The organism is Haloferax namakaokahaiae (assembly GCF_042663225.1).
In the GTDB taxonomy this organism is placed as follows: domain Archaea; phylum Halobacteriota; class Halobacteria; order Halobacteriales; family Haloferacaceae; genus Haloferax; species Haloferax namakaokahaiae.
The window spans coordinates 849,896-866,978 of record NZ_JBHTAA010000001.1 but is presented as its reverse complement, the minus strand read 5'-3'; the positions used below and the strand labels follow the sequence as shown (position 1 = coordinate 866,978).

Here is a 17,083-nt window from a genome sequence, read left to right as displayed (position 1 = left end):
TAATGGAGGACGCGAGCCGACGAACGCTCGATTCGGGCCGCGCCGGGGTCATCCTGGCCGGCGGACGCTCCAGACGGTTCGAAGGGACCGACAAGGCGACGGCGCTCATCGACGGCGAACCGATGATTCACCGGGTCGCTTCGGCGCTCGACCCAGTCGTGGACGAACTCGTCGTCAACTGCCGAGCAGACCAACGCGCGTCTTTTGCCGAGGCCCTCTCGGCGTTCGAAGTCCGATTCGCCGAAGACGACTGCCCCGGGTGCGGGCCAGTGTTCGGACTCAGAACCGCCTTACTGGGGACGACTGCCGAGTACGTCGCCGTACTGCCGTGCGATATGCCACTCGTTCCGTCTGTCTTTCTCGACCACCTCTTCGGCCGAGTCGGCGGCAGGCCGGGACTCGTCCCGTGTCACGACGGCGTTCGGTGCCCGTTCCCGTCTGTCGTTCACCGCCGCGCAGGTATCGTCGCGTGTACCGAGACGATTCGTGCCGGGAGCAACCGGCTTACAGACGTGTTGTCAACGCTGGAGGCTGCGACGCTCGCCGAGCGCGAAGTGTGCGCACACGCCGGCGTCCGCGCATTTCACAACGTGAACACCCGCGACGAGTTGCGCGCGGTGGCCGCTCGCCTCTGAGCCGACTGACGGCCAATTCCACATGTTCTTTCGTGAGGGTTGGTGTGGGTATCTCACAAATGCCGGCTAAATGTGGACAAAATACAACCTTATATTCGGAATATTTGGTTATAACCTGTACGAATTCGCAAAATGGGTTGATTATTTTCATATTTTCAACGGCTAACGTTATGTATCAGGCAATGATGTGTTACCCCGTACCATGACCAAGCTCGAAACGACTGCTCACGAGAGAGTGGACGCACGTCTGCTGGTGATTCGCTGTGGCAAGTAAGAAAGAACAGTGGAAGGAGGAACTCTACGGCGACGCCGTCCGCGAGAAGCTCGAAGCCTTCGCCGAAGAGGGATTCGAGTCGATTCCGGAGGACGAACGCGACGAGTGGTTCACTCGATTCAAATTCTGGGGCGTCTTCCAGCAACGGACCGGCCAAGAGTCGTACTTCATGATGCGACTGACGAACTCGAACGGCGTGCTCGAACCCGACCAACTCCGCGCGATTGCGGAGGTCGCACGCGACTACGCGACCGGCCCGGTAGAGAACCCCGAGTTCGGAAACGGCTGGCTCGATTTGACCACCCGGCAGTCGATTCAGCTCCACTGGCTCGAACTCGAAGACATCCCCGAAGTGTGGGAGAAACTCGAAGCGGTCGGCGTCTCCTCCCGCTCTGCGGGCGGCGATACGATGCGGAACATCACCGGGTGTCCGGTCGCCGGCAAAGACTCTCACGAACTCGTCGCTTCGAAACCGCTCCTCGACAGGTTCCAGTCGGAACTCCGCGGCGACGACGCCCTGTCGAACATGCCACGGAAGTTCAACATCAGCGTCACCGGGTGCAAAGAAGGCTGTGCACAGGATTCGATAAACGACGTGGGACTCGAACCCGCTCGCAAAGTTATCGACGGCGAGGAAGTGGTCGGGTTCAACGTTCGCGTCGGCGGGGGCCTCGGTTCCCGAAAACCGCGCGTCGCCCGCGACCTCGACATCTTCGTCGCCGACGAAGAGCGCGCCTACGAGGTCGTGAAGGGCTTCGTCCAACTCTACTACGACCACGGAAACCGCGACGTTCGCGCCCGCGCTCGGAGTCGGTTCTTCGTCGATGAGTGGGGAACGGACAAAATCCGCGACCGACTCCAAGCGGAGTACGTCGATTTCGACCTGCAACCTGCCGGTGAGAACATCCGCGAGGAGTACACGTACAACGCCGGCCGTTCCCCGTCGGCGGGAAAATCCGACCACATCGGCGTCCACGAACAGAACGACGGTCGCTACTACGTCGGCTTGAGCGTCGCAGTCGGCCGGTTGACCGCGTGCGATGCGATAGAACTGGCGGACCTCGCCGACGAGTACGGCTCCGGAGAGATTCGGCTCACCCGGCGACAGAACCCGCTCATCATGGACGTTCCCGAAGACGCGCTCGACGAGTTGCTCGACGCGCCGTTGCTGTCGAAACACACGCCGGAGCCGAATCCGTTCCAGCGCGGTGCCGTCGCCTGTACCGGAACCGAGTTCTGCTCGCTCGCGCTCACCGAGACGAAAGCCCGGACCGCGCGAATGCTTCGCTGGTTGCGCGACAACGTCGATGTGCCAGCCGACGTTCACCAGTTGAAGATTCATTACTCGGGGTGTACGGCCGACTGCGGACAGGCCAACACCGCCGATATCGGGCTGTTCGGCATGCGCGCACGCAAAGACGGTGAGATGGTCGAGGCGATGGACATCGGCGTCGGTGGTGGGATTGGCGAAGAACCGTCGTTCGTCGAGTGGATTCAACAGCGCGTCCCCGCCGACGAAGTCCCCGCCGCAATCGCCTCGCTCGTCGAGGCGTTCGCCGAGCGCCGGGAGGACGGACAGACCTTCCGCGAGTGGGTCGAAGCCGAGGGACCGGAATCCGTAGGAGAGTACTGCGAACCTGCGGAGACGGACTTCGAAGCGCCGTACATGCACGACGCCAAACAGTCGTGGTACCCGTTTGCAGAGTCGGAAGAACCGCCAGCAAACGCAGAACAACCGCTCACGGGTGACTGACGATGACGGAGTCATCCCAGCACGTCCGCGAGCACACCTCGGCAGACGTCGCCCCCGAGCTATTCTTGAGCCTCGGCGACGACCCGACGACTGCGACGGGCGAGGACGAACTCACGAGCTAATAAACAAAAAACTCGTTTCGAAGGTTTGCGAGTTCTAAACTATTTATGGTGTTCGAAGACTGATGCTGTAGCATGCCTGAACCAGTCATCGCGGCCGCGTATCGAACGCCGTTCGGAAAGGCGGGTGGCGTCTTCGCCGACGTTCGAAGCGAGGACCTCTCTGTCGCCCTCATCGACCACATCCTCGACGAGCACGACATCGACGCCGACGACGTAGAGGACCTGATGTGGGGCGTCGCTCAGCAGCGCACCGAACAGGACAACAACGTCGCGCGCGTCATCGCCCTCCTCTCCCAACTCGGCGAGGGAACGCCGGCGACGACCATCAACCGCTGGTGTGCCTCCTCCATGCAGTCGATTATCTCCGCCTCCGACGCAATCGCCGCGGGCAACCGCGACTGTATCATCGCGGGCGGCGTCGAGAGCATGTCGCGCGTCCCGATGGACGGCGACTCCTACCAGCACCTCCACTCCGAACTGAGCGAGCAGTACAACCTCTTCCAACTCCAGATGGGGATGACCGCCGAGAAGGTCGCCGCCGAGCACGACGTTTCGCGCGAGGCCCAGGACGAGTTCGCCGTCCGAAGCCACCAGCGCGCCGCCGAGGCGACCGACTCGGGCCGCTTCGACGACGAAATCGTTCCCATCCAGACCGACGAAGGAGTCGTCACCGAGGACGAAGGGATTCGCCGCGACACCTCCGTCGAAGCGCTCGCGGGTCTCTCGCCCGCGTTCACCGGCGACGGCTCTGTCACGGCCGGCAACTCCTCGCAAATCACCGACGGCGCGGCCGCCGTGCTCGTCACCAGCCGCGAATTCGCCGAGGAACACGGTCTCGACGTGCTCGCCTCCGTCGGCACGAACCACGTCGCGGGCGTGGACCCCACCGTGATGGGTATCGGTCCCATCCCCGCAACTGAAGGCCTGCTCGAACGTGCCGGCCGCGACATCTCGGACTACGACCTCTTCGAAATCAACGAGGCGTTCGCCAGCCAGTGCGAGTACTCCCGCCGCGAACTCGGCATCGACGCGGACAGCCTGAACGTCAACGGCGGCGCAATCGCCCTCGGGCACCCGCTGGGTGCCTCTGGCGCACGCCTCCCCGTGACGCTCATCCACGAGATGATAAAGCGCGACTCCGAGCGCGGACTCGCTTCGCTCTGTGTCGGCTTCGGACAAGGAGCAGCAATCGAGTTCAGTCGGTAAGCACCCGTTTCGGCCCCGCATTTCTTTTTAGGACTGTTGCAACACCGTGTGCCGCGCGTATATCGGAACGTCTACCGTTCTCTCTCGGCCGTCGAGGACGTACGTCGCAGTCACCGTCCGGGGCGTGGCTTCGACGAGTGTCTCGAACTCGACATCCGTTTCGTAGAGGAGGTCTCCGTCACGGTCGTAGGTCTCGACCGTCTCGACGACGGCAGCTATCTGTTCGTCGGCGATGCTACTCGACACTCCACCAGTCACCGCGCCTTTCTCTGTGACACCTAACTCGGCCCGGACGTGTTCGGCGGCGGCACCGGCGGCCGCGAACGCGCATCGTCGGGTGGCCCAGTGTCCAAATGGAATCGTTTCGTACTCACCGGCATCGGGATTCTCTCCGGGGGCAAGCGTCTCGTAGTCGGTGTGTCGCCACTCGGCGACGTGACGGACGACATCGTGCTCGGGGAGATATTCGACGTACTCTCGGTCTTCGACTTCTCGTACCGTTACTGCCGCGTCGCTCTCGCCGCGCGTGGGGCCCATCGCGTTTTCCTCGGGGACCGTTTTCGTGCGTGGGTCGCCGTCCCCGACGGCCTGCGCTGCTTCCTTCGGGACATCGGAAACGCACCCACTCAAGAAGAGGAACGACAGCGTGGCACCGCCCGCAAGGAGAACGTTGCGGCGATTCATGATTCTAGTTTGAAATATTCGACGATAGCTCTTCTGTCTGGTTGGAGAAAACTCTGTCTCAGAGACTAGCGCGACGTAGAGTGCCATTCACCCATCGAGGAGGGTCGAACGAGGAGGGCAAAATCGGGTCACTTCCTTCCGGTTTCCTCGGTGAACGGCACGGGAGATTCACGAAACGCCTCGACCGGGTCGGGCAACGCCGGTCAGGCGAGGGCCGGGGTCTTGTCAGAGGCACTCCGGCATCGATGCAATGGCCACGAGAGGGTTCAACTCGTTGCCCAATATATCGGGTAGTCGCTCTCTCGAACGCGCTCGACGAGACCGCCCGCCGCACTCACGAGAGCTGAAACATAGCCACCATTCGTGCGTCGGGTGCTAGCTCACACCGCTGTGTCTTCGAGTTCTCGGAGCGAGAGTTTCGAGGATACTTCAGCGGCCGCAATCCGGCACCTTCCGTCAACGGAAGCGAAACGCCATCGAACAGTGTTCTGGACAGTCAGTCGTCCGCGGGTGTCGTCTCTTCGCCGCCGCCGACTGCCGATGCCGGAACGACACCGTCTTCGCTCCAGCCGCGGAGTCCGTAGTACTCCGAGAGCGCGCTCGGGAATCCCGGAATGTCGTACGGGAGCGTGTCGTCCCCCCGGTCGAACCCGCGCTGGTTGTTGAAGTGGCGTTCGAGCGTGACGATATCGTTGCCAATCTGCTGGAGGTGGTCGTAGTCCGTATCGAGCAAGGAGGCGAGCGTCTCCTCGTCGATGAAGTCCCGAGAGAACTTGCAGACGACGCCGCTGTCGAGGACGGCGTTGTGGTTCTCTTTTTCGACCAAGCGCTCGGGTTTTCCGCCGAGTCCGTTCGCGTCCATCGCTTTCGACTTGTCCACGTAGGGGTACTCGACGGCGTAGAACGACGAGTACATGTGGTCCGCTCCGCGGTTCGAGGTGGCGAAGCTCAGGCCTTGGCCGTGGAGGTGGCGACCGTCGTGGGCCGGGAACTCCATGCCCTTGACCGTCCAGTCGTGGACGCCCAACTCTCCGTGGGCGCGGTGGGTTCCTTCTGCAAGGAGGTCGCCGACGCCCTCGCGGAAGGCGATTTTCTCCACGAGTTCGTGAATCAGTTCGACGTTGCCGAACTCGTCGTTGGCCATGAGGTAGGCCGCGATGGTGTCGCCGCAGGAGATGGTATCGACGCCGTAGCGGTCGCACAACTCGTTGGACTTCATCACGTCCACGATGTCGTCTACGGCGCAGTTCGACCCGAAAGCCATCACCGTCTCGAACTCCGGTCCTTCGGTTTCGACGCCGCGTTCCTCGTCTTTGGTGGGCAGTTTACAGGCGAACGCGCACTGCGAGCAGGTGCCTTTCTTGTACTTCTTCGACTCTACCGCGTCGCCGTTGATGCCTTCGACGCCCTCGAACTCGCGTTCGGAGAAGTAGCGCGTCGGGAACGCCTCGACGGCGTTGGCGTAGTCGGTTCCAGCAGTGGTTCCTTGGCGCTTCATCACGTGGTCCGAGGTGGCCGCCTCGCGGTGTACGTCCATCGCGTCGGCGGGGAACTCGATTTCCACGTCGGGAGCGGCGTCGCCCTCGAAGGTGACGACTTTGAGGTTCTTCGCGCCCATCACCGCGCCGAGACCGCCGCGGCCGAACGCCCGCGACTCGGTCGTCATCACGCTGGCAAACCGCACTTCGTTCTCGCCCGCTGGCCCGATGCAGATGAGTTGCTCGGGGTCCAGACCCCACCGTTCGTCGGCGTAGTCGGTGACCTCCGGGACTTCTGCTTTTTCGAGGTTTGGAACGGGTTCGAACTCCACGCCGTCGGGTCGGACGTGGACTGCGAGCAGTTCGTCGGCCGCGCCGGTGAACTCGATAGCCCCGTAGCCCGTGCCGACGAGGTGCCGCGAGAGAAAGCCGCCGGCGTTCGAGGAGACGAGTCCGTCGGTGAGCGGCGAGACGCCGGTGAGACTCGCTCGCCCCGTGAAGCTCATCCGCGATTGTTGCATCGGACCGGCGGCGAGTACGAGTCGGTTATCCGGTCCGAGAGGGTCCGCATCGAACGGGACGCGGTCGTGGACGAGTTTCGTCCCGACGCCGCGGCCGCCGATGAACGATTCGAGTACGTCGTCGATGTCGTCTTCCCCGGCAGTCTGTGTCGAGAGATCGACCGAACACAAGGGACCCGCTGCGTGGCGCATAGGTGTCCTTCGGGAACCGACCGAATAATGATTAGTGTTCGCGTGCCCCCGAACACGTCGTCACCACAACACTTCTACACGTTCGTTCGAGAGTACGCGTATGACGACAGAGTCCCCCGATTCACGCGCCGACGCAGTCAGCGACGCGGATGTGCGCGAGATGGTCGAGGTTCGCTCTACTCTTCGCAGACGAGTTTTTCGGCCTTCCGGACGGCGTCGCGCTCGCCGATGATGGTGATTCGGTCTCCCTTCTGGAGGGTGAAGTCCGCGCTCGGAACGCTCGTATCGCCGTTGCGGGAGACAAGGGTGATGAGACATCCGTCGGGGAGTTCCGGGCCGACTTCACGAATCTGCTTGCCGGCGAGGCTCTCGGAGGTGACCTCTATCTCCTGTACGTCGCCGGTGCGGCCGATTTCGCCCATCCAGTTGGACATCGAGGGGCGCTCGATGTAGTTGTCCATCGCCTGTGCGGTGGCGATAGTCGAGGAGATGGTGCGGACACCGAGGTCCTCGAAGGCGTCCACGTTGTCGGGGTTGTTCGCCCGCGCGAGGACGCTCTCGGGGTCGAACTTCGAACTGGCGAGTTGCGCCACGAGGAGGTTCACGTCGTCGTCACCGGTGGCGGCGACGACGACTTTCGCGTTCGCGGCCCCGGCGGACCTGAGTACGTCCGTGTCGGTGCCGTCGCCGTGGTGGACGGTGAACCCTTGATTTCTGGCTGTCTGTACGACTTCTTGGTCCTGCTCGATGAGGACCACGTTTTCTCCGCGGTCGGCGAGGCGTTCGGCGAGCGTTCGGCCCACCTTTCCGCCTCCGATGATGAGTACACGCATGGGGATGACGTCGAGGTATTCTGCTATTCTGCGGGCGAGACCGGCCTCGAAGACGACGGTGATGAGGATGACGAGGAACACCGTTCCGACGACTATCGAGGCGCTCTGATTGAGGGCGGCGGCTTGCTGCGTGAGACCTTCGGCGGCGAGTTCCGAGGCGCGCTCGCGGAACGCGATGGCGAACAACGTCGCAACCGAGGCGGGGATAATCCCGCGCGGGCCGACGAAGCTCATGAAGAGTTTCTCACCGCGAGTAAAGCGGTCGCCGCGCGTCGAGATGAACACGAGCAGCGGGCGGATGACCAGCGCGACGGCGGCGACGACCAACAGACCGCCAGCGCCGAGCGCGAGGAGGTTCTCGAAGTCCAACAGCGCCGCGAGGGCGATGAAGACGAAGGAGAGGACGAGCAACGTGATGTCGCCTTTGAACGCCGAAATCTCCTCTTCGTAGGGAACGTCGGCGTTGCCGAGGAGAATCCCGGCGGTTGCGACGGCGGCGACACCCGCTTCGGCGGCGATGAAGTCGGCCGCTCCGTACGCCACGAGTGCCCCGGCGAGAACGAGTAAGCGGGCGTTCTGCGGCGCGTTGCCGGGTGAGAGGTCAACGTACCGGAGCGAGTAGTACAGGAACCCGGCGACGATTGCGCCAACGATGACGCCGACGCCGAGGCGTTCGGCGAACAGCGTCACGAGCGCGTTGGGACTGCTGACGCCTTCGAGGATGGCCTCGAAGATGACGACGGCGACGATTGCCGCGGTCACGTCGTTGACGATACCTTCCGTGTCGAGGGCGGCCCCGACGCGGTCACGTACGGGGACGACTTCGAGAATCGGTGCGATGACGGTCGGTCCCGTGGCGACGAGCAGTGCGCCGACGAGGAACGACACCGCCCACGACGCGCCGAGTGCGAAGTGGACGGCGATACCCGTTCCGACGAAGGCGATGACCGCCCCGACGGTTACGAGTCGGAGCGTCGCCGCCGGTGCTTCCCGAAGCTTTCCAATACGCAGGTGGAACGCACCCTCGAACACGATAATCGCCACCGAGAGACCGACGATTGCCTGTAGTGCGTTCCCGAACGAGTCCGGTGAGATGACACCGAGAACTTCCGGTCCGAGAAGAATCCCGAACGCGATGAGAAATACGACGCTCGGGACCTGGAATCGGTCCGAGAGCACCTGCGCGATGACGCCGATGCCGATAATCGCAGCCACGAGCGGGATGAGGTTCGCTCCTCCAGCGGCGGCCACTTATCTCGCCTCCATTGTTTCTGGCCATGAGTCCATAGAAGATAAAAGCAGACACTTCGGACGCGGGTCCCGTACGAGAGGAATCCGTGGTTCGCTCCCTCGAAAGGGGTCTCATACACGCTTCTACTGCGGGGCCGCAGCGCCGCCGCGAGTTCGCTCTTTCTCGGCGGCCGCCTCTTCGTCGTAGATGAGGTTCACCTCGTCGGCGTAGCGGTCGAGGATGTTCCGGCGTTTCTTCTTCATCGTCGGCGTCATCAGGTCGTTGTTCTCGTTGAACTCCTCGGGCAGGAGGCGGAACTGTTTGATCTGCTCGTAGGACTCGAAGTTCTCGTTCGCACGGTCGATCTCTGCCTGAATTCGCTCGCGGACGCGTTCGTCGCGGCAGATCGCTTTCGGTTCGTCCGGGAGGTCGATTCCCTCGCTCTCGGCCCACGAGCGGATGCCCTCGAAACTCGGGACGATGAGCGCCGAGATGAAGCGCCGTCCGTCGCCGAGCACCATACACTGCTCGACGACCTCCGACGAGGCGTAGGCGTCCTCGATGGGACCGGGTGCGACGTTCTTACCCGTCGAGAGGACGAGAATCTGCTTCGCACGCTCGCGGAAGGTGATGTAGCCGTCGGGCCGGAGTTCCACCACGTCGCCGGTTCGGAACCAGCGCGTTCCCTCGTCGTCCGTGACGAACGCGGCCTCCGTCTCGTCGGGTCTGTTCCAGTACCCCTGTGTCACGTTCGGGCCACGAACGAGGAGTTCGCCCACGTCGCCGCCCGCCGCGCCGAGTTCGTCGCCGACGACGGTCGTATCGAGTTCGAGTTCCACGTCGCGGAGCGGGTAGCCAATCGTCCCGACCTTCGGTTCTTCGGGTGGGTTCACGGAGATGACCGGGGAGGTTTCGGTCAGGCCGTACCCCTCCAAAATCGGCAGGTCCATCCCGTGATAGAGCGCGCACAACTCGGCCGAGAGACTGCCGCCACCGCTGAGGAAGAACTCGATGTTCCCGCCGATTGCCTCACGAACTTGTTGGAAGACGAGGCGGTCGGCGACTGCGCGCTTCGCTTCGAGCAGGACGCCCGGCGAATCGGTCGTGTGATACGCTTGGCCGACGCCGACGGCCCACTGGAAGATTCGCTTTTTCACCGGTGATTCGCTCGCCTGCGTTCGAATCGCGTCGTAGAGTTTCTCGTAGACCCGCGGGACGCTCGTACAGGAGGTCGGTCGAACGAGTTGGAAGTCCTCTCGGAGCGTGTCCGGACTCTCCGCGTAGGCGACCGTCGCGCCCGCGGCGAACATCATGAAGTGGCCTGCCATACGCTCGAAGACGTGTGCGAGCGGCAGGAACGACAGCGCCACCGTATCGTGGTCGATGATTGGCACGCCGGTCTTGTCGGGGCGCGGGCCGAAGCGTCGATAGCTCTCGTTCACGTTCGACCGGAAGTTCCAGTGCGTGAGTTGGACGCCCTTCGGTTGGCCCGTCGTCCCGGACGTGTAGATGAGGCTGGCGAGGTCGTCCACGTCGCGCGATTCGAGCCACGACTCGTAGGTGTCGAGGTCGAAGATTTCCTTCCCGCGTTCGTGGAGTTCGCCCAGACTCAGAACGTCGTCGCGGTCGTCGTAGCCCTCGTAGTCGTCCATCACGACGATGAATTCGAGGTCGAGGTCGCCTTCGACCGCGACGGTTCGGTCCAGCAGTTCCTGATTCTCGACGACGACCCCACTGGCGTCGGGGTCGGAGAGAAGATACTGCACCTGTCGTTCCGACGACGACGTGTAGACGGTCGTGACGACCCCGCCGGCGGCGAGCAGGGCGAAATCGGTCTGTGCCCATTCCATGCGCGTGTGGGCGAAGATTCCCACGCGGTCGCCGGCACCCACGCCGAGGTCGCGGAAGCCAGCGGCGAGGTTACGGACGATACGCTGCATCTGTTCGTACGTAATCTCGGCGTAGTCCCCACTCGGTGCGGCGGGCAGGATGCCCGCACTGACGAGCGAGCGGTCGTAGATTCCCCCTTTGTATCGCTGTGCACTTCGCTCGGCGTTTCGGTCTGCGCTCTGTTCGAACATCTGTGGAAGCGTCGTTCGTTCGAGAACCGGGTCTTCGAACGTCGCCTCCGCGTCCCGCCAATCCATGACCTGTTAGTTCTAATTCAACATTTAAAACTATGTACGTTGGGAAGGTTCAAATGGAGAATTCGGGGGACAGAACGCGATTCGAGTGCCGATTCGAGTTCCTGACTACTCGTCGCGCGAGATGTAGTCCAGATAGCCGAGGACGCCGCGGGTGTTCAGACGCTCCTCGTCGCTGGCCTTTCTCGACCCCCAGACCTCGTCCATGTTCGTGTGCTCGACGAAGTGCTGGATGACGGCCTCGTCGTCGCCACCGAGTTCCTCGCGCTTCTGGCGAATCGCTTCGACCCACTCCACGAGGACGCGTTTGTACTCGGCCGCGACTTCCTCGGTGTACTCCTTCGGCCCGAAGTGACCGAAACAGACCACCTCGGGGTCGATTTCCTCGACGGTTCGCACGTCGTCGAGTGCCTTCTGCAAGTGGAACTGCGAAGGCGGTGAGGTCTGTCGAATCGTCTCGGTCTTCGGTTCCCAGATACCCATCGCGTCGCCGACGAACAGCACGTCGTCGCCGTCGTCGTGGTACATCACCTGATGCGGGGCGTGGCCGGGGGCGTGGTGGACCGAGAGCGTTCGGTCGCCGAGGTCGATCTCCTCGCCGCCGGTGAGTGACTCGATACGCGATTCGTCGATTGGGATGGGTTCGTCGTAGAACCGCCACTGGTCCTCGACGGCGGCCTTCGTTCCTTCGACGAGTCGCGTCGGGTCAACGAGGTGCGGCGCACCGATTTCGTGGACCATGACCGTCGCGTCGGGGAACTCCTCCGCGAGATAGCCCGCCCCGCCGGCGTGGTCGAGGTGGATGTGCGTCGGCAGGATGTACGCCAGGTCGTCGATGCCGACTTCGTCGAGCATGCCGAAGACGTGCTCGCGGTCGGCCGCGATGCCGGTGTCGATGAGCGCCGGTCTCTCGGCGTCGATGAGGTAGACCGAGCCGTACTTTTCGACCTCGTACATGCCCGTATCCACGTAGTAGATGTCCGTGCTCCCCGGAAGACGTTCGACGTCGCCAATCGCCATGGTAGACGGCGGTTTGCCGACGACAAAAGCGTTCGGTCGGATTCGAATCGACGGGGCGATGCGATACGATTTTCCCGCTTTCCCTTGTAGCACGGAGCAATGATTGACAGGAAACTGCTCCGCGACGAACCGGAGCGACTCCGTGACGCGCTGGATGCGCGCGGTGCCGACGTGGACCTCGACCATCTCATCGACGTCTACGACGAGTGGCGCTCGCTGAAGGCGACGGGCGACGACCTGCGCCACGAGCGCAACGAGGTCAGCCAGAAGATTGGAACCCTGAAGCAGGAGGGCAAAGACGAGGAAGCGCAGGCCGCTATCGACCGGTCGAGCGAACTCAAAGAGGAGTTACAGGAACTCGAAACCCGCGCCGACCAACTCGAAGCGGAACTCGACGAGCGCCTGCTCGAACTCCCCAACATCCCGAACGAGTCGGTCCCGGTCGGCGCTGACGAATCGGACAACGAGGAGGTCCGACGCGTCGGCTTCGACGACCTGCGGGAACTCCCCGACGAGGTCACGCCCCACTACGAACTCGGCGAGCGCCTCGACATCATCGACGAGGCACGCGGCGCGAAGACCACGGGGTCGGGCTTCTACTTCCTGAAAGGCGAGGGCGCGATGCTCGAACACGCCCTGATTCAGTTCATGCTCGACGTGCACCGCGAACAGGACTACGTCGATATCTTCCCGCCGGTCCCCGTCAAGACCACCTCGATGGTCGGCACCGGCCAACTCCCGAAGTTCGCGGAAGACGCCTACCGAATCGGTGGCTCGGAGACCGAGGGCTACGAGGACGACGACCTGTGGCTCTGTCCCACCGCCGAAGTGCCGGTCACGAACATGTACGCCGACGACATCCTCCTCAAAGAGGACCTGCCGCTCAAGCATCAGGCGTACACGCCGAACTTCCGCCGCGAAGCGGGCGAACACGGCACCGAAACCCGCGGCATCGTCCGCGTCCACCAGTTCAACAAGGTCGAACTCGTCAACTTCGTCGAACCCGAAGACAGCTACGACCGCCTCGAAGCGCTCCTCGACGAGGCCGCCGAAGTCCTCGACCGACTCGGACTCCCGTACCGCGTTCTCTCGCTCTGCACGGGCGACCTGACGTTCGCCTCGGCGAAGACGTACGACCTCGAAGTCTGGGCACCCGGCACCGAGTCGGACAACGCGCCAGAGCAAGGTGGCCGGTGGCTCGAAGTCTCGTCGGCCTCGAACTTCGAGGACTTCCAGGCCCGCCGCGCCGGCCTTCGCTACCGCCCCGAGCGCCACGAGTCGGCCGAGTACCTCCACACGCTCAACGCGTCGGGCACCGCCGTGGGTCGCATCATGGTCGCCCTCCTCGAATACTACCAGAACGAGGACGGTACGGTGGACGTACCCGAAGTCCTCCAGCCGTACATGGGCGGTCTGGAAGTCATCGAGGGCCACGAACCGGTCGGCGAGGCCGCCGTCGGCGCTGGCAAGAAAGAATAACTCTCGACTTCGTTTTTCTCAGTTCTCGACCGGCCGCGCGACCGTCTTCAACTCCGCAAGCTGACCGTGTTCGACTCGGAACCGGTCCCGAAAGCCGAACATCACCTCTCCATCGGCATCGAGCAAGCGCCCTTCGACGACGACTTCGGTCTCGCCTTCGTCGCCTTTGGTTCCACTCGTCGTCTCGATTCCGTCGAGGACGTGACTCGTCTCTTTGTTCGGGCGGTCCTCGCGCATGAACGAGACGAACTCGTCGCGCCCGTCCAAGGTCATGTCGCCGCGATACTGGACGAACTCGGGTGCGAGTACGGCGCGCAAGTCGTCGTACCGCTTGTCGTCGATTGCCTCGTAGTAGCGTCGAGCGAGGTCGGTCAACTCGGAGTCCACACACGGACTGCGAACCGAAGCGCCAAGAATCTCGTGCCCACCGTTCGGGACGCTTTTTGCTCGGACACCCATATCTCGGCCGTGGACCTGCACGTTCGATACGAGGGCGACGACGACCCGAAAAAGTGTACCGCGAAGAAACTCGACCGATTCGACCTCGCGGCGCTCCACCGGTCGGACCGTGCGACACCCTACGGCGTCGTCCTCAACCCCCACGCGGAGAAGGCGCTCTCGCCCGCCGACAAGGATTCGGGGGCGCTCGTCGCCCTCGACTGCTCGTGGGAATCGGCGGGCGAAGCCATGTTCTCGCTTCCCGGCGAGCACCGGGCGCTCCCGTATCTCGTCGCCGCCAACCCCGTGAATTTCGGACGGCCGATGCAACTCACGACCGTGGAGGCGCTGGCCGCGGCGCTGGTGATCTTCGGCGCGAAGGAGCACGCAGAGGAAATCCTGTCCAAATTCAACTGGGGCCACACCTTCCTCGAACTCAACGAGGAACCGCTGCGGCGCTACTCGGAGTGCGAGGATTCGACCGAGATTATCGAGATTCAACAGGAGTATCTGGACCGCGCGGAGTGAAGTACGGTCTGCTGGCGTTGTTGGAATTCCTTCTGGCGCTGTTGGAATTCTCTTATTTTGACGGGTACGTCGTGCCGAGTGGAGCGGCTGTGTTCAGCAAACGGCCATTCATCGGTCCGTAGCTACGAGACGAAAGCGTGACAGCGCCGGCGTATTCTCTCGTCAGGCTGAAAAAAGACTATGCCGAAATGCGGCCTATTCCGACGTACGGTTGGGCATCGACCGGACGGGGCCGACGTGGGCGGTGCACGTCCGGCGCGTCTGGTTCTACTCCCAACGGTGATCCGACATGAAACTGGAAGACAAACGAATCGCCATGTTGGTCGGACCCGGTTTCGAGGACCTGGAGTTCTGGGCCGTCTACATGCGCATGAAAGAGGAAGGGGCACAGATCGACGTCGTCGGCATGGACGCCGGTGTGGAGTACACGGGAAAGAGCGGTGGACTCACCGCCGAGACCGAACTCGCGGCCGAGGAGATCGACCCGGCGGCGGTAGACGCGGTCCTCGTCCCCGGCGGCTGGACGCCAGACAAGATTCGCCGCGACCAGTCGGTGCTCGACCTCGTCCGGGACGTCTACGAGGACGACAAAATCGTCGGGTTGATCTGTCACGCCGGGCTGGTCGGCATCTCCGCCGGCATCGTCGAAGGCTCGAACGCGACGGGTTCGCTGGGCATCAAGGACGACCTGATAAACGCCGGCGCGACCTGGGTCGATAAACCGGCGTTCCGCGACGGCAACATCGTCTGGGGACGCGTCGTCGAGGACATCCCCGATTACTGCCGTGTCCTGGTGGACGCACTGGCCGAGCACCCCGCTTAGGAACCGTTCCCACCGAACTATGCACGCCGTATTCGGCGTGCCCTTCACAAACTATCACTAACCGAGAACAGCACTCCACCAAACCGTCACGTTCACGCTTTCGCCCACGCCCCAACCGCACCCCCAAGCGCGCTGTCGAGCGCGAAAATGAGAGTCAGGAAGATGCCGATAGCGAGCACGCCGAACCCGCCGACGAGGCTCCCGAGTGGGCCGGCAGCGAGACCGAGTGCGCCGCCGATGAGCGCGGCGATGAGCGTCACGATGACGCCCGAAATCGACCCGGCGATGAGACCGTTCCACGCACCGTTTTCGAGCGAGCCACCGGCGAGATAGCCCGCCGCGAATCCACCGACGAGTCCGGCGACGGCGTGGCCTAAGATGGGCACCGAGAACCCGACGATACCGGCGACGACGATGACGACGAAGCCGACAGCGACTGCTTTCCAATCTACCATACCCGTCGTACGTCGCCGCGACGTATGAGTTTCGTGGCGAAGCGGGACCGTGTCGTGGCGAAGCGGAACCGTGGTAAACCGGGGCACGAAACGCCGAGAACCAAACGAACGGGCTTTTACGGTTCGGTCGAGTATCCGTGTACAATGATTTTCGAGTCTCTCCCGACCACGCCCCGGTCGGACGAACTCATCGACAAGGCCTTCTCGCGGGCCGCGCGCTCGGGGCGAGCGAAACAGGACAAACTGGAGGCTCAGCAGTCGATGCTCCAGACGGCGTCGAACATCCTCTCGGACAACCTCGAAAACGTCGTCGTCGAGTGGCCCGACTTCGAACTCGTAGACCCGTTCTACTACGAACTCGCCGACGCCATCGTGGACGTGGACTCGCTTCGACAGGCCCTCTCGCAGGTGATGTGGGCCTCGCGGACCATCGACAACGTCGCCCGCGAGTACCAGTCGAAGCTCCGCCGCACGGACGCCGACACCGCGCGAAAACACCGAAAGCAGGCCTTTGCCCGCATGGCGAACATCGTCGAACAGGTCGAAGACGACCTGCTCGAAATCGGTGCCGCCCGCGACGCGCTCAAGGACCTCCCTGATATTCGCCCCGACGAACCCGCACTCGTCGTCGCCGGCTACCCGAACGTCGGCAAGTCGTCGTTCGTCAACGACGTGACCCGCGCCTCGAACGAAATCGCTCGCTATCCGTTCACGACGAAGGGCGTCCAAATTGGCCACTTCGAGCGCGACCGGATTCGCTACCAGATTATCGACACGCCGGGGCTGCTCGACCGACCCGAAGACGAGCGCAACGACATCGAGAAGCAGGCCGTCAGCGCGATCGAACACCTCGCCGACGGCGTCCTGTTCGTCGTGGACGCGAGCGGGGAGTGCGGCTACCCAATCGACGCGCAACTCGAACTCCGGGACGCCGTCAAGGCTCGCTTCGAACAGCGCGACATTCCGGTCATCACGGTCTGTAACAAGAGCGACCGCTCGACCGACGTAGAGGCCGACCTCTATATGAGCGTCGAGACGGGCGAGAACGTCGAGGAAGTGCTCGATGCACTCGCCGACGCCGTCGAATTCGAGACGGACTTGCCGCCGTCGCGGAACGAGTAACCGGGTCGGCACCCCCACTCGTGGATTCGGCATTTGCTGAGGTATCTGTCAGAACCCTCCTCGATTGTTCTTTTGGCGACCACTCCGGCTTGGGATTCGCCAGCAATAATTGGGAAGAAACGTTTATGTATTATTCTACCACCAC

14 protein-coding genes are annotated in these 17,083 nt (G+C 63.0%); 7 read left to right on the top strand and 7 right to left on the bottom strand.

Annotated features, from left to right (window positions below; all coding sequences use genetic code 11):
• Positions 1 to 2: 2 nt before the first annotated feature.
• The 3 genes from ACFQJC_RS04615 to ACFQJC_RS04605 all read left to right on the top strand — a co-directional run bounded on the left by ACFQJC_RS04615 (position 3) and on the right by ACFQJC_RS04605 (position 3,990).
• The gene (locus ACFQJC_RS04615; protein ID WP_390222077.1) at positions 3 to 635 is read left to right on the top strand and encodes a molybdenum cofactor guanylyltransferase; all 633 of its coding nucleotides are present in this window, start codon (positions 3 to 5) and stop codon (positions 633 to 635) included.
• Between the two features lie 263 nt (positions 636 to 898).
• A complete protein-coding gene (locus tag ACFQJC_RS04610; protein WP_390222076.1) occupies positions 899 to 2,662 on the top strand; it encodes a nitrite/sulfite reductase in 1,764 nt (587 codons plus the stop codon).
• A 194-nt stretch (positions 2,663 to 2,856) separates the two neighbouring features.
• Positions 2,857 to 3,990, top strand: coding sequence for a thiolase family protein (locus ACFQJC_RS04605; RefSeq protein ID WP_390222075.1), 1,134 nt, complete (start codon positions 2,857 to 2,859; stop codon positions 3,988 to 3,990).
• Between the two features lie 27 nt (positions 3,991 to 4,017).
• Here the strand turns inward: ACFQJC_RS04605 and ACFQJC_RS04600 are convergent, their stop codons facing one another.
• The 5 genes from ACFQJC_RS04600 to ACFQJC_RS04580 form a co-directional block, all read right to left on the bottom strand.
• Complete coding sequence (locus tag ACFQJC_RS04600; protein WP_390222074.1) at positions 4,018 to 4,674, bottom strand: hypothetical protein; 657 nt, start codon at positions 4,672 to 4,674, stop codon at positions 4,018 to 4,020.
• A gap of 496 nt (positions 4,675 to 5,170) precedes the next feature.
• Complete coding sequence (locus ACFQJC_RS04595; RefSeq protein WP_390222073.1) at positions 5,171 to 6,865, bottom strand: aldehyde ferredoxin oxidoreductase family protein; 1,695 nt, start codon at positions 6,863 to 6,865, stop codon at positions 5,171 to 5,173.
• A gap of 176 nt (positions 6,866 to 7,041) precedes the next feature.
• A complete protein-coding gene (locus tag ACFQJC_RS04590; protein ID WP_390222072.1) occupies positions 7,042 to 8,949 on the bottom strand; it encodes a cation:proton antiporter domain-containing protein in 1,908 nt (635 codons plus the stop codon).
• Positions 8,950 to 9,072: 123 nt separating this feature from the next.
• Positions 9,073 to 11,076 (bottom strand): AMP-dependent synthetase/ligase, encoded by a 2,004-nt coding sequence (locus ACFQJC_RS04585; RefSeq protein ID WP_390222071.1) that lies wholly within the window; start codon positions 11,074 to 11,076, stop codon positions 9,073 to 9,075.
• 105 nt (positions 11,077 to 11,181) lie between these two features.
• Entirely contained in the window at positions 11,182 to 12,093 is a 912-nt protein-coding gene (locus tag ACFQJC_RS04580) for an MBL fold metallo-hydrolase (RefSeq protein ID WP_390222070.1), read from the bottom strand.
• A 99-nt stretch (positions 12,094 to 12,192) separates the two neighbouring features.
• Between ACFQJC_RS04580 and serS the strand changes: the two genes are divergently transcribed.
• A complete protein-coding gene (serS, locus tag ACFQJC_RS04575) occupies positions 12,193 to 13,572 on the top strand; it encodes a serine--tRNA ligase (RefSeq protein WP_390222069.1) in 1,380 nt (459 codons plus the stop codon).
• 18 nt (positions 13,573 to 13,590) lie between these two features.
• On the opposite strand, the gene ACFQJC_RS04570 is transcribed toward serS, so the two are convergent.
• Positions 13,591 to 13,959, bottom strand: coding sequence for a nuclear transport factor 2 family protein (locus ACFQJC_RS04570; RefSeq protein WP_390222068.1), 369 nt, complete (start codon positions 13,957 to 13,959; stop codon positions 13,591 to 13,593).
• Between the two features lie 81 nt (positions 13,960 to 14,040).
• Here ACFQJC_RS04570 and ACFQJC_RS04565 point away from each other — a divergent pair, with 81 nt between their 5' ends.
• Complete coding sequence (locus ACFQJC_RS04565; RefSeq protein ID WP_390222067.1) at positions 14,041 to 14,538, top strand: DUF367 family protein; 498 nt, start codon at positions 14,041 to 14,043, stop codon at positions 14,536 to 14,538.
• 289 nt (positions 14,539 to 14,827) lie between these two features.
• A complete protein-coding gene (locus ACFQJC_RS04560) occupies positions 14,828 to 15,361 on the top strand; it encodes a type 1 glutamine amidotransferase domain-containing protein (protein ID WP_390222066.1) in 534 nt (177 codons plus the stop codon).
• A gap of 92 nt (positions 15,362 to 15,453) precedes the next feature.
• On the opposite strand, the gene ACFQJC_RS04555 is transcribed toward ACFQJC_RS04560, so the two are convergent.
• Positions 15,454 to 15,816, bottom strand: coding sequence for a DUF5518 domain-containing protein (locus ACFQJC_RS04555; RefSeq protein WP_390222065.1), 363 nt, complete (start codon positions 15,814 to 15,816; stop codon positions 15,454 to 15,456).
• Positions 15,817 to 15,960: 144 nt separating this feature from the next.
• Here ACFQJC_RS04555 and ACFQJC_RS04550 point away from each other — a divergent pair, with 144 nt between their 5' ends.
• On the top strand, positions 15,961 to 16,938 hold the full coding sequence (locus ACFQJC_RS04550) for an NOG1 family protein (RefSeq protein WP_390222064.1): 978 nt from the start codon (positions 15,961 to 15,963) through the stop codon (positions 16,936 to 16,938).
• Positions 16,939 to 17,083 lie beyond the last annotated feature (145 nt).

Bases quoted from the DNA above. Each gene is read 5' to 3' on its own strand.
- ACFQJC_RS04615 (WP_390222077.1), top strand. From the start codon at position 3: ATGGAGGACGCGAGCCGACGAACGCTCGATTCGGGCCGCGCCGGGGTC.
- ACFQJC_RS04605 (WP_390222075.1), top strand. From the start codon at position 2,857: ATGCCTGAACCAGTCATCGCGGCCGCGTATCGAACGCCGTTCGGAAAG.
- ACFQJC_RS04600 (WP_390222074.1), bottom strand. From the start codon at position 4,674: ATGAATCGCCGCAACGTTCTCCTTGCGGGCGGTGCCACGCTGTCGTTC.
- ACFQJC_RS04595 (WP_390222073.1), bottom strand. From the start codon at position 6,865: ATGCGCCACGCAGCGGGTCCCTTGTGTTCGGTCGATCTCTCGACACAG.
- ACFQJC_RS04585 (WP_390222071.1), bottom strand. From the start codon at position 11,076: ATGGATTGGCGGGACGCGGAGGCGACGTTCGAAGACCCGGTTCTCGAA.
- ACFQJC_RS04580 (WP_390222070.1), bottom strand. From the start codon at position 12,093: ATGGCGATTGGCGACGTCGAACGTCTTCCGGGGAGCACGGACATCTAC.
- serS (WP_390222069.1), top strand. From the start codon at position 12,193: ATGATTGACAGGAAACTGCTCCGCGACGAACCGGAGCGACTCCGTGAC.
- ACFQJC_RS04560 (WP_390222066.1), top strand. From the start codon at position 14,828: ATGAAACTGGAAGACAAACGAATCGCCATGTTGGTCGGACCCGGTTTC.
- ACFQJC_RS04555 (WP_390222065.1), bottom strand. From the start codon at position 15,816: ATGGTAGATTGGAAAGCAGTCGCTGTCGGCTTCGTCGTCATCGTCGTC.
- ACFQJC_RS04550 (WP_390222064.1), top strand. From the start codon at position 15,961: ATGATTTTCGAGTCTCTCCCGACCACGCCCCGGTCGGACGAACTCATC.